This is a genomic window from Paenibacillus sp. NPDC058071, assembly GCF_042885235.1.
Classification (GTDB): Bacteria; Bacillota; Bacilli; order Paenibacillales; family Paenibacillaceae; genus Pristimantibacillus.
On the sequence record NZ_JBHVSK010000003.1, the window covers coordinates 198,682 to 211,278 of the forward strand.

Genomic DNA, 12,597 nt, shown 5'->3' on the forward strand with positions numbered 1-12,597 from the left:
TGCGCTGTTTTGGGAAGAAGGCTGTTTGTTCAGGACAAATTTTAGAAAAACGGAGGGTATTTAGTGACTATCAAAGCGATTCTTTTTGACTTGGACGGCACATTGCTGGATCGCGACTCGTCGCTTGTAAAGTTCGTTGAGAATCAATATGAGCGTTATTCAGAGTTTCATATCATTGATAAAAAGCTTTTCGTTCAACGATTTATTGAGCTTGATAATCACGGTTACGTATGGAAGGACAAAGTATATCAACAAATTATAAAGGAATTTTTGCTTCCAAATCTAGACTGGTCGTTACTTTTGGATGATTATTTGAGAAATTTTCAAAAGCACTGCATAGGTTTTCCGAACTTATTGAGCATGCTTACTGAGTTAAAGAGTCACAGTATAAAGCTAGCGTTGGTTTCAAACGGCTTTGGACAATTCCAATATGACAATTTCAAAGCCTTGAATATCGAACATTTATTTGACGAGGTATTGATATCGGAATGGGAAGGATTGCGAAAACCCGATAAAGCGATTTTCGATCGCGCATTGACTAAGCTTGGAGTGGCCGCCGAAAACGCCCTCTTTGTGGGAGATCATCCGGAAAACGATATCCGAGCCAGTCGCGACGCCGGAATGAAGGCCGTTTGGAAACGAAATCGTCCATTCGAAACCCTTGTTGACGCTGATGCGACTATTGACGATTTAGAGGAGTTAATTGACATTGTACTATTCGATTGAGTCTACTTCGGCTCAAAACCGAAATCAGTGCATGACTATAAGTGTGGGAAAGCGCTGCGGGGCAGAGGGTTCTTCCACTTTTCTCCTTTTCCGTCAAGCACTGATTTTAAGTTCAATCCCTAATCCACGAAAAAAAAAGAATCCGTAGAAAAAATCTACGGATTCTTAGAGAAAATGTTCGTGTTCGGATATAGTTAACCGATCGAACCTTCCATTTCGAACTTGATGAGACGGTTCATTTCGACCGCATATTCCATCGGCAGCTCTTTCGTGAACGGCTCGATGAAGCCCATAACGATCATTTGCGTCGCTTCCGCTTCGCTTAGGCCGCGACTCATCAGGTAGAACAGTTGATCCTCAGACACTTTGGATACTGTCGCCTCATGCTCGAGCGTAATGTTGTCGTTCATGACTTCGTTGTACGGAATCGTGTCGGACGTCGACTCGTTGTCGAGAATGAGCGTATCGCATTTGATGTTCGCTTTCGCGCCTTCGGAGTTGCGTCCGAACGAAGCGATACCGCGATACGTTACTTTGCCGCCGTGCTTACTGATCGACTTCGAGACGATCGTCGACGTTGTATCCGGTGCGAGGTGAAGCATTTTCGCGCCTGCATCCTGATGCTGGCCTTTACCGGCAACGGCGATCGACAATACCATGCCTTTCGCGCCGCGGCCTTTCAGAATAACAGCCGGATATTTCATCGTCAGCTTGGAGCCGATGTTGCCGTCGACCCATTCCATCGTCGCGTTTTCTTCCGCAACCGCGCGTTTCGTAACGAGGTTGTAGATGTTTGGCGCCCAGTTTTGGATCGTCGTGTAGCGGCAGCGAGCGTTTTTCTTAACAAGAATTTCAACGACCGCGCTGTGCAGCGAGTTCGTGCTGTATACCGGAGCCGTACAACCTTCAACATAGTGAACGAAGCTGTCTTCGTCGGCAATGATGAGCGTACGCTCGAACTGACCCATGTTTTCCGAGTTGATACGGAAGTACGCTTGTAGCGGAACTTCGCATTTGACGCCCTTCGGCACGTAGATAAAGCTGCCGCCGGACCATACCGCGCTGTTCAAAGCCGCGAACTTATTGTCGGTACGAGGAATAATCGTGCTGAAATATTCCTTTACCAGATCAGGGTACTCGCGAAGCGCCGTATCCATATCGGTGAAAATAACGCCTTGCTTCTCGAGATCTTCCTGCATGCTGTGATAGACAACTTCGGATTCGTATTGCGCGGATACGCCGGCCAGGAACTTTTGCTCCGCTTCAGGAATACCGAGCTTATCGAATGTTTCTTTAATTTCTTGCGGTACCTCTTCCCACGTTTTGCCTTGCTTTTCGGAAGGCTTTACGTAGTATTGGATGTCGTTGAAATCGAGCTCATCCAGGTCGCCGCCCCATTTAGGCATCGGCATTTTGTTGAACTGCTCCAGCGACTTCAGACGGAATTCCAGCATCCATTCCGGTTCGCCCTTCATCTCGGAAATCGTGCGTACGATTTCCTCCGTCAGCCCTTTGCCGGACTGGAATACCGCTTTATGCTCATCGCGGAAACCGTACTTATATTCTTCCATTTCAGGCATTTGCTTTGCCATAGTATTCACGCTCCTTGTTTGTAAAAGCTGATCTTTGAATACGCAACGCTTTTATTACTTTTGTTCAATTCCTTTGCGTAACGCATTCCAAGCCAGAGTCGCGCATTTGATGCGGGCAGGAAACTTATTGACGCCGGACAGCGCTTCGATGTCCTCGTTTTCTTCGAACTCGACCTCTTCGCCCTTCATCAGACCGGAAAACCGCTCTGCGAGCTCGATCGCTTCGTCATACGTTTTGCCTTTAATGGCTTCGGTCATCATAGAAGCGGAGCTTAAGCTGATCGAGCAGCCTTCTCCGTTGAACTTGGCGTCAATGACTTTCCCGTTCTCCACTTGCAGCTGGAGCGAGATGCGGTCGCCGCACGTCGGATTGTTCAGGTTGATCGTAACGGCTTCGGCATCGAGCGTTCCGCGATTTCGTGGATTTTTATAATGATCCATGATGACACGGCGATATAAATCATCCAATTGCATGGCCGAAGAACTCCTTTGTTTGAAGAAGGCCCTCCGCTAGGCGGTCGATTTCCTCCTCCGTATTGTATAAATAAAAGCTTGCTCTTGCTGTCGAGGAAACATTCAGCCAACGCATTAGCGGCTGGCAGCAGTGATGTCCGGCCCGAATGGCGATGCCTTCCGCGTCTAGCACGGTCGACACGTCGTGCGGGTGAATATCGTCCACGTTGAACGTGATCAGCCCTACGCGGTTGTCGCGCGGACCGTAGATGGTCACGCCATCGATTTCCGATAATTTGTCATAAGCATATGCAGCCAGCTGGCGCTCATGCTTATCAATTTCGTCCAAACCGATTTGCTCCAGGAAATCGATCGCTGCGGCTAGTCCAACGGCTCCCGCAATAATCGGCGTACCGCTTTCGAAACGGTACGGCGCTTCCTTCCAAGAGGATTCGAACAGCTCTACCGTATCAATCATGTCGCCGCCGTACTCGATCGGCTCCATGCCCGCCAGCAGCGATTTTTTCCCGTACAGGGCGCCGATGCCGGTGGGACCGCACATTTTGTGAGCGGAGAACGCGTAGAAATCGCAGTCCAGATCCTGAACGTCGACTTTCATATGCGGCGTGCTTTGCGCACCGTCGACGACCATTACCGCGCCGTTGCGATGCGCAATGGCGGTCAACTCCTTAACCGGGTTAATAACGCCCAGCACGTTCGATACATACGTTACCGCAACTACTTTCGTGCGGGGCGTAATGACCTGCTCCGCATCCTCCAGCGACAAGGTGCCGTCCGGCTGAAGCGGAATATATTTCAACGTCGCGCCCGTCGCTTTCGCCGCCTGCTGCCATGGAATCAAGTTCGCATGATGCTCCATCGGCGTGATGACGATTTCGTCGCCTTCCTTGCATACGGCGCGCGCATAGCTGGATGCGACCAAGTTAAGAGCAGCAGTCGTACCGCGCGTAAATACAATTTCCTCGGCATCGGCCGCGTTCAGAAAGGATGCGATTTTCGAGCGCGCTCCTTCGTAAGCGTCCGTCGCACGGGAACCAAGCGTATGCACGCCGCGGTGTACATTCGAATGATCATGCTCATAATAACGACTAACCGCATCAATGACGGAACGCGGCTTCTGTGAAGACGCCGCGCTGTCTAGGTAAACGAGCGGATGCCCGTTTACCTCTTGATGCAGTATAGGAAATTGTTCCCGTACCGCTTTTATATTCATCCTTCTAGCTTCCTTTCGAGCAAACGCTGAAGCTGCTCGCGGACCGCGTCGATCGGAATCTCCGATACGACCGGCGCCAGAAATCCGTAAATAATTAAACGCTCAGCGTCTTGCTTGCTAATCCCGCGGGACATCAAGTAGTACACTTGCTCCGGATTGACTTGGCCTACGCTTGCCGCGTGGCCCGCTTTCACGTCATCCTCGTCGATCAGCAGGATCGGGTTAGCGTCGCCGCGCGCTTTCGGACTCAGCATAAGCACTTTCTCTGTCTGCTGGCCGTTCGCCTTCGTCGCGCCTTTCTCGATCTTCGTAATGCCATTGATGATCGCAGTAGCATTGTCTCTCATTACCGCGCGGGTAACCATATCGCTCTCCGAGCTGCGGCCGAAGTGAACCGCCTGCGTCGTCAGACTTAGACGCTGCTCGTCCGAGCCGATGCTGATCAGCTTGGCGTCGGAGTTCGAGCCATTGCCTTTCAATATCGATTTCGTATCCGAAACGGTGAAGCCATCGTTCAGATCGCTGACAACCCACTCCATACGGCCATCATTCTCGATGACAGCGCGGCGAATGGTCATATCAACGCCGCTTTCCGCCATATGATGAATAGAACCGAATCGAACGTGCGCGCCTTGCTTCACGAACACTTCAACCACCGAGTGGTGAACGAACGGAGCAGATACCGCAGCCGCATCGGAAACAACATAGTCGACATAGGTCACTTTGCTGTTTGCGTCGGCTACGATCAAAATGTGAGGCGCAAAAGCAGCCTCTGCTTTATTGTTGAACAGAATCGCCTGCAGCGGAAGCTCTACTTCCACGTTGCGAGGCACGTATACGAACACGCCGCCGTTCCAAAGCGCCGCATGCAGTGCTGTCAATTTGTCCTCGCCTTTGTCGACGGCTTGGAACAAATAAGGTTGAACGAGATCGCCATGCTCCTTGCAGGCTGTCTCGAGATCGGTGAAAATAACACCTTTCGCCGAAAACTCGGCGGACAGTTGCTTCCAGGCAACCCCGGAGTTTTGCTGTACAACGATGTTTTCAGTTCCTTCGGCCGCCAGTTCGGTAACGAAGGCTGGCAACTCAGCAAGCGACGATGCCGCTTGCGGTTGTTCGTAGCTTCCTACCGCAGTCAAGTTCCAACGGTCGATTTTCATTTTTTCCGGCTTAGGCCATTCCAGCGTCCCGGCAAGTTCTGCCGCCTCGCCGCGCAAATCGACGAGCCATTGCGGCTCTCCTTTGCTACGGGCAAGCGCCTCGGCGGATTGACGGTCAGTCGGAGTCGAAATTTGTGTGCTCATTCGTTATGCTCCTCTCTGGCGTCTACTCCTGGCCAACCGTTTCGTCTACGATGCCCAGTTCTTCTTTAACCCAGTCATAGCCTTCGTTCTCCAGACGCTCAGCGAGCTCTGGACCGCCCGATTTCACGATGCGGCCTTGCATCATTACGTGAACGAAGTCAGGCGTGATATAGTTCAGCAGGCGCTGGTAGTGTGTAATAATCAAGAAACCGCGATCCTCAGAACGCATTGCGTTTACGCCGTTGGAAACGATTTTCAGTGCGTCGATGTCAAGACCGGAGTCGATTTCGTCCAAGATCACGATGCTTGGATCAAGCATCGCCATTTGCAAAATTTCGTTCCGTTTCTTCTCGCCGCCGGAGAAACCTTCGTTCAAATAGCGATGAGCGAATTCTGGATTCATCTCCAACTCTTTCATTTTGCCTTCCATTTGGCGAATGAATTTGATCAGCGAAATCTCTTTGCCTTCTTCGCGGCGAGCGTTGATAGCGCTGCGAAGGAAATCGGAATTGGTCACGCCAGGAATTTCGCTAGGATATTGCATCGCTAGGAACAGGCCTGCGCGCGCTCTTTCGTCTACGCCCATTTCAAGCACGTCTTCGCCGTTGAGCACAGCCGTGCCTTCGGTTACTTCATACTTCGGATGACCCATCAGTGCGGAAGCAAGCGTACTTTTACCCGTACCGTTCGGACCCATGATCGCGTGGATTTCTCCGCCTTTGATCTCTAGGTTAATGCCTTTCAAAATTTCTTTTCCTTCGATCTCAGCCTTAAGGCCGTCGATGACGAATTGCGTTGCCATAATATGTCGATCCCTCCAAGGTTGGTATATTCGGCTCTTTCACTCTCTAAAAATCCATCAGACTATTATAGAGTGATTCTCAATGATTCTCAATAATTATTTTATTATAAGTTACGTTATAAAGCAATGCGATACGGCTCTTATTTAAAATAATTTTAAACTGTATGTGATGCAGATCACATTCCAATCGCTTGTTTGATCGCTTGGATTTGCCGTTGAAGACGATCCTCTGGAATTGATTGGATCATTTGCGGACGCGGCTGTCCCTCTTCCAGTTGTACCCAAGATTTGCAGCCCGTATAAGCAGGTTGCATCGGAACCTCGATCGGTTCCGCGAGCTTGTACACTCGAAGCAGCAGTAAATGCAGCGGTTTGGTGCGTTTCCACTTCAATCTTTCCTCCGCAAATCCATCGGTCCAAATATGAAACTCTCGCAGCTTCTCCAGCGTTTCCTGATCGTTAATTTCAATGTCCTCGACCGCTTCCGCGTAAGCATCCAGTTTGATCGACGCCATATCCGGCTTCCATTCAGCCATTGTGCCAGGAATGCGGCCTTGAAAAGGCTCTTTCAGCAAATGCTCCTTCTGGTGCTCATAGGCAGGCATCAAATAGAATCCGGGACTGACCAGCCTAAACTCCTTTGTCTCCTCGGCAATGCCTCCTTTCCGCATGACCATCATCAGTTCACCTTCCTTTAAAGCTTCGACCGTAACGGCCCATTCCTTGAGCGCAGCGGGCTGCAGCTCGGTATTATCCGTCATTTGCCTTCCCCCAAACTTGTCTTGAGCTTTACTGTCATCCATTATATCATTTGTAGAGGTTATACAAAAAGCAGCACTTTCCGGCGGCGTGAACTCGCAGTCAGCAGTACCGCCCCAATCTGAAAATGCTCGGCCGATCTGGTGTTTGATACCAACATTCATCAAACGCCCTTCGCCAAACCCAGTATTCCAAGACGAAACTTCATCAGTTATACTATACGGAGAAGAATACTGGGCTTTATCTGCATTTAACCATTTTCCATGGAGGTGGACCATCCATGTCTGCTTATCATCCTTTAAACGAACAAGAAGCGATTGAAATCGCCCGCGCGCTCGACAGCTTCTTCCCGGAAGACGCTCAGCTTTCGTCTCGAGAAATCGGCGACGGCAACCTGAATCTGGTCTTTCACATTACAGATACCGTTAGCGGTAAAAGCCTCATTATGAAGCAGGCCGTTCCGTACGCGAAGGTTGTCGGCGAGTCGTGGCCGCTCTCGCTTGAACGCGCACGCATCGAAAGCGATGCATTAATATTACAGCATAAGCTTGCTCCGGGGCTTGTCCCGCAAGTATACAGCTATGACGCCGATTTGGCGCTAACCATTATGGAAGATTTAAGCGACCATATCATTATGCGCCAAGGTCTCATTAATGGCGTTCGTTACCCGAAGTTTGCCGAGGATATTTCGACCTTTATGGCGCAAACGCTGTTTTTCACTTCCGATCTGGGCATGAACCAGCAGGATAAAAAGCTGCAGGTCAAATCATTTGTTAATCCGGATTTGTGCAAAATAACGGAAGACCTCATTTTCGACGATCCCTACGCTGTTTCGTCCAACAACAATTACGAACCGGCTATCGAAGACGCAGCCGAAGCGCTTCGTACAAACGGCGCTCTCCATTTGGAAGTCGCTATTTTACGGGAAAAATTTTTGACGAACGCGCAGGCGCTTCTACATGGCGATCTTCATACCGGCAGCGTCTTCGCAACGCCTGAATCGACAAAAGTGATCGATCCGGAATTCGCCTATTACGGACCAATCGGCTTTGATATCGGCGCAGTCATCGCGAACCTGCTGCTCAACTACGCTGGGCAGGGCCATTGGATCAAAGACGAAGCGGAACGCGAAAGCTTCCGGGCTTACTTGCTCGATACGATTCGTGAAGTATGGGCGAAGTTCGATGCAAAATTCCGAGCGCTCTGGAACGAGCACAACGTCGACCGGCTGGCCAAATCGGCCGCCGGCTACCAGGACTATTACATGAACCGGCTGCTTCAGGATGCTATAGGCTTCGCTGGCTGCAAAATCGTTCGCCGTATCGTCGGCCTGTCCCATGTCGCCGACATCGACCGTATTCCGGACGCAGCCGATCGCGAACAGGCTCAGCGACTGGCCCTAACCATCGGCACGTCTCTCATTCTGCTTAACCGCAGCGCCGTTTCGATCGAGCAAGCGATCGACGCTGTTGTCACCGCCACAGCTCACGAGCGGTCCTAAACCAAATTGCGAAAAGCGGGCAGACATCCTCTGCCCGATATCTTTTTTACAGGAAGGAAAGAAAACAACATGTCCAACAACTACGCAGGATTGCAATCCGTCATCTGGTCGGGCGAGCAAGTTGATCTGCTGGATCAGCGGCTGCTCCCGGAAGAAATCGTATATTTGCCTCTTACGACGTCGGAAGACGTCTGGGAAGCCATTCGCCACTTGAAGGTACGCGGCGCGCCGGCAATCGGCATTTCCGCGGCATACGGCGTCGTGCTCGGAAGCCGCCTGGCTTCTACCGCCGATGAATGGCTGGCGGCAGTGCGGAAGGAAGCCGATTATTTGGCGACTTCGCGGCCAACAGCCGTCAACTTGTTCTGGGCGCTGGACCGCATGAAGGCGCGGGCGGAAGCGATCGCAGCCAGCGGCATTCCGCTTTCCGATGCGAAGCAGGCGCTGCTGGACGAAGCCATTGCCATTCAGCAAGAAGACGAGGAAACGAACCGCAGAATCGGCGAGCACGCTTTGTCGCTGTTTGAAGACAACATGGGCGTGCTTACCCATTGCAATGCCGGTGCTCTCGCAACAGCAAAATACGGCACGGCTCTCGCGCCATTCTATTTGGCAAAAGAGCGCGGCATCGAGCTGCGCGTATTTGCCGACGAGACGCGGCCTGTCCTGCAGGGCGCAAGACTGACGGCGTTTGAACTGCAGCAGGCTGGAGTGGACGTCACGCTTATTTGCGACAACATGGCCGGCATGGTTATGTCCAAAGGATGGATCGACGCCGTCATCGTCGGAACCGACCGCGTCTCAGCTAACGGCGACGTCGCCAACAAAATCGGAACCTACAGCGTTGCCGTACTGGCGAAAGCTCACGGCATACCATTCTATGTAGCGTGCCCGATGTCGACTATCGATCTGAATACGCCGACCGGCGCCGAGATTCCGATTGAAGAGCGCAGCGCCGAGGAAATTACCGAAGGCTTCGGCAAACGGACCGCTCCGCAAGGCATAAAAGTATTCAACCCAGCGTTCGACGTTACGCCAAACGAACTGGTGACAGCGATTATTACGGAAAAAGGCATTATTCGCGCGCCTTATGACGTTAATCTGAAAAACCTGTTCGAGTAAACGTACGGAGATAAGGAAGCCCTATCAAAAGAGCCCGCCGCATGGGCAAGCCTTAACGGCATGACGCGGCAGGCTCTTTTTATACCAATTCGGCCCAACGATTCAGTCTTCGGCAACCGACGCCGCCGACATGACTTGAAGAGCGTCCGAGCCCTTCATTCCTACGGTTATGCCGAGCGTTTCCGCTGTTGCCGTAACCGATTCAAGCGGCGCTTCCAGCAGCTCTTCCAAAGTCCGAACACCAACCGCCCGCGCCGCGACAATCCGACGGTCTCTCAGTCTATCGTTCAAAAGACCTACGTCAAGAGCGCCGCACATAATGTAACCGATGTCCGTCGAAATCGCAAGAAGCGTCGTTTTGGGCAGTTTCACTTCTACGCCAAGCGCCGTTACTCCGTTACCCAGCGTAACCGGAACCATTCGCATCATTCTAAGTTCCACCCCCTTTAATACTGCCTCTCGAGCATGAGATAAGCTGCACGATCATTATATGCAGCAAGGCGAAAACGGGGATGGATATTCGTTTAATTTGGGACTATATCCCTTGTTCAAAAAATGATATATTTATCCTATATTGTACAAACAGCCCGGAGGAACTATGAAAACAACCGCCCATAACCAATCCTACGTTTTTCAAGTGGAGCTGCTAGTAGAAGGCCCGAATAACGGCGTCGCTCTGGAACAACTGCTTCATGCCCTTAATCAGTTGCCCTTGAAAGATTATCGCATAACCGGCGGCATTCAACTCGGACAGCTTATCGACCAGCGGAAACAGGAAGCGGCCGACGTCTCTCCTATTCCGGTTCAAGTCAAACCGAAGGCCGCATCGAAGAAAACGTCCGCACCGACTCCGAAAGAGGCCGTCCCTCAATCTGATCCGTCCGCCAGTGGATTCGAAGCCATTCGCGGCTATATGAAAAACAATAAACTGATTCGGCTGCTTGTTAACAAAGGGTTCGGCGTTAAGCTGAGCATCCCGTGCCGCATTATCAACTTCGATGAAGATACAAACGTTGTGGCCGTTTATCATGTGGACGAGAAGCAGGTTTATACGTTTCGTTTGAACGAGATCGAAGACTTTCAAGAATGAAGAGGAATTAGAAGAGCGCATCGTATTTACAAAAAAAGGACGAATCGGCTGGTAACCGATTCGTCCTTTTCCTATTATCCGGCTGCTCCCAGCAGCTTTTCGATATTGTCGCTCGTTACGGGAGGGCTCCATATGTAGCCTTGCATCTCGTCGCAATTATGCTTCCTTAGAAACTCCATTTGCCCTTCGGTTTCAACGCCCTCTGCAATCACTTGAATGTTGAGGTTGTGAGCCATTGCGATAATCGCCGCGACGATCTCGGCATCGCTAGGATCCTGCTGGATATCCCTGACGAACGAACGGTCGATTTTGAGCCGGTCGATCGGGAAGTTTTTCAAGTAGTGAAAGGAGCTGTATCCTGTGCCGAAATCGTCTACGCTGATGCCGACGCCCATCTCCGTCAATTGGAGCAAGCAGCGAGAGACGTGGCCGACGTCCATCGTCATCGACTCCGTTATTTCCAGATCGAGATAGCGCGCTTCCAGACCGGTTTTGGCTAGAACCGCAGCGACTTTGCTCGCCAGATCGTGCTGGACGAATTGACGAATCGACAAGTTAACCGATACCGGCATCGGCGGAAGTCCGAGCTCTTGCCACGCTTTATTTTGCCGGCAAGCCTCCTCAAGCACCCAATCGCCGATCTGGACGATCATCCCGCTTTCTTCCGCCAGCGGAATGAACTGGCCCGGAGGAATCATACCTTTGATCGGATGACACCAGCGTACGAGCGCCTCTACTCCTACCATCGCGCCGGAATCGATATCGTATTGCGGTTGGTAGTGGAGCACGAATTCCTGGCGCTTAATGGCCCGGTACATCTCGTGCTGCAGCGTAAGCCGCTCCAAAGAGGAGTTGCTCCAGCTCTCGGAATAGAGCAAGCAATCGTTTTTGCCGCCCTCTTTCACTTTGACGAGCGCCATATCGGCCTTCTTGAGCAGCGTATAGCCGTCATCCTCGGCCACTCGGCTTGTTACCGCCCCTATGCTGCCCGTAATGTGCAGAGGAAAGCCCTTCAGCTCAAACGGCTCCTCGATTGCATGCAGCATTTCTTTCGTCCACACCAGCAATTGCTCCTCCGAATCGATCGACTGGAACAACATGGCGAACTCGTCGCCTTCCATTCTGGCGGCTAGTCCACGCTCTCCTATCGTCCGGCTCAATCGCTCAGCCACCTGCATGAGCAGCATATCGCCGAATTCGCGGCCGAACGAAGCGTTAACCAGCTTAAACCGATCCAGATCCAAATAGCAGAGACCGACCAAGCCGCCGCAAGCCTGCGCCTCTGTAAGGCTTTCGCTCAGCTTGATATGAAAAAGCGTCCGGTTTGGCAAACCGGTCATATCATCGTAGTAGGCCATATAACGTATGCGTTCGATATTCCGTTTACGATCGCTCAAGTCATGGCTCACAATAACGGTGCCGATCACATCGTCCGCTTTAACCATCGGAGCGCATACCACCTGCAATTCCAGCGGATAACCGGAACGGTGGGTAATACCGACATTTGTCTGTCCGGATTCGCCCTTCAAGGCGTTGTTCAGCAAGTCTTGCAAAAGCGGCCTGCTGCCCGGCTCAATCAAAGGCTCCAGCGGATTGCCGAGCAGTTCAGTACGATGGTAGCCAAGCGTTCGGCTCGAAGCCTCGTTCATTTCCATAATGACGCCGTTTCGATCCAAAACCGCAAGAGGCACCGCTTCCGAGCGAAGCAGCGTCTCGACGATCGGGGTATGGTAATGCTCGAATGCCGGCGTTTGTCCCCGTTTTGCAAATAATATGAAAGAAATGGTGAATAGGGAGGCGAATATGAGCGATGATACCCATTCCAGCACCGTGCTGGCGGCCCAGACAAACGAAAGGATAACCGAAATCGCCGAAGCGACCAATAAGAGTATACAGAGCGTCCATGCAACGCTGCGCTGCCGGGAAGAAGCGAGCTTTGGACGGCTTGCGAGGGAGTCATCTATTCGTCGAGTCACGCACCAACTTCCTTTCCTCTGCTCAGGTCAAGTTTGTG

12 protein-coding genes are annotated in these 12,597 nt (G+C 51.6%); 4 read left to right on the top strand and 8 right to left on the bottom strand.

Annotation, left to right across the window (positions count from 1 at the left end; all coding sequences use genetic code 11):
- Nucleotides 1-63 precede the first annotated feature (63 nt).
- On the top strand, nucleotides 64-726 hold the full coding sequence (locus tag ACFVTB_RS06380; RefSeq protein WP_387746513.1) for an HAD family hydrolase: 663 nt from the start codon (nucleotides 64-66) through the stop codon (nucleotides 724-726).
- Nucleotides 727-920: 194 nt separating this feature from the next.
- On the opposite strand, the gene sufB is transcribed toward ACFVTB_RS06380, so the two are convergent.
- The 6 genes from sufB to ACFVTB_RS06410 form a co-directional block, all read right to left on the bottom strand.
- Entirely contained in the window at nucleotides 921-2,318 is a 1,398-nt protein-coding gene (gene sufB, locus ACFVTB_RS06385) for a Fe-S cluster assembly protein SufB (RefSeq protein ID WP_387746515.1), read from the bottom strand.
- A gap of 54 nt (nucleotides 2,319-2,372) precedes the next feature.
- On the bottom strand, nucleotides 2,373-2,792 hold the full coding sequence (gene sufU / locus ACFVTB_RS06390; RefSeq protein ID WP_387746517.1) for a Fe-S cluster assembly sulfur transfer protein SufU: 420 nt from the start codon (nucleotides 2,790-2,792) through the stop codon (nucleotides 2,373-2,375).
- Entirely contained in the window at nucleotides 2,779-4,005 is a 1,227-nt protein-coding gene (locus tag ACFVTB_RS06395; RefSeq protein WP_387746519.1) for a cysteine desulfurase, read from the bottom strand. Before ACFVTB_RS06395 ends, sufU begins: the two co-directional genes overlap by 14 nt.
- Nucleotides 4,002-5,309, bottom strand: coding sequence for a Fe-S cluster assembly protein SufD (gene sufD / locus ACFVTB_RS06400; RefSeq protein WP_387746521.1), 1,308 nt, complete (start codon nucleotides 5,307-5,309; stop codon nucleotides 4,002-4,004). The genes ACFVTB_RS06395 and sufD overlap by 4 nt, the downstream gene beginning before the upstream one ends.
- 22 nt (nucleotides 5,310-5,331) lie before the next feature.
- Nucleotides 5,332-6,111, bottom strand: a complete 780-nt coding sequence (gene sufC, locus ACFVTB_RS06405) for a Fe-S cluster assembly ATPase SufC (RefSeq protein WP_387746523.1) — start codon at nucleotides 6,109-6,111, stop codon at nucleotides 5,332-5,334.
- 176 nt (nucleotides 6,112-6,287) lie between these two features.
- Nucleotides 6,288-6,872, bottom strand: a complete 585-nt coding sequence (locus tag ACFVTB_RS06410) for a DUF1802 family protein (protein WP_387746525.1) — start codon at nucleotides 6,870-6,872, stop codon at nucleotides 6,288-6,290.
- A 278-nt stretch (nucleotides 6,873-7,150) separates the two neighbouring features.
- Between ACFVTB_RS06410 and mtnK the strand changes: the two genes are divergently transcribed.
- Both mtnK and mtnA read left to right on the top strand, forming a co-directional pair.
- Nucleotides 7,151-8,371 (top strand): S-methyl-5-thioribose kinase, encoded by a 1,221-nt coding sequence (gene mtnK / locus ACFVTB_RS06415; RefSeq protein ID WP_387746527.1) that lies wholly within the window; start codon nucleotides 7,151-7,153, stop codon nucleotides 8,369-8,371.
- A gap of 69 nt (nucleotides 8,372-8,440) precedes the next feature.
- A complete protein-coding gene (gene mtnA / locus ACFVTB_RS06420; RefSeq protein ID WP_387746529.1) occupies nucleotides 8,441-9,493 on the top strand; it encodes an S-methyl-5-thioribose-1-phosphate isomerase in 1,053 nt (350 codons plus the stop codon).
- A 102-nt stretch (nucleotides 9,494-9,595) separates the two neighbouring features.
- Here mtnA and ACFVTB_RS06425 read toward each other — a convergent pair whose 3' ends face one another.
- A complete protein-coding gene (locus tag ACFVTB_RS06425) occupies nucleotides 9,596-9,922 on the bottom strand; it encodes a YunC family protein (protein ID WP_387746531.1) in 327 nt (108 codons plus the stop codon).
- Nucleotides 9,923-10,091: 169 nt separating this feature from the next.
- Between ACFVTB_RS06425 and ACFVTB_RS06430 the strand changes: the two genes are divergently transcribed.
- Nucleotides 10,092-10,583, top strand: coding sequence for a hypothetical protein (locus ACFVTB_RS06430; RefSeq protein ID WP_387746533.1), 492 nt, complete (start codon nucleotides 10,092-10,094; stop codon nucleotides 10,581-10,583).
- Between the two features lie 74 nt (nucleotides 10,584-10,657).
- Here ACFVTB_RS06430 and ACFVTB_RS06435 read toward each other — a convergent pair whose 3' ends face one another.
- Complete coding sequence (locus tag ACFVTB_RS06435; RefSeq protein ID WP_387746535.1) at nucleotides 10,658-12,559, bottom strand: putative bifunctional diguanylate cyclase/phosphodiesterase; 1,902 nt, start codon at nucleotides 12,557-12,559, stop codon at nucleotides 10,658-10,660.
- Nucleotides 12,560-12,597: the final 38 nt, after the last annotated feature.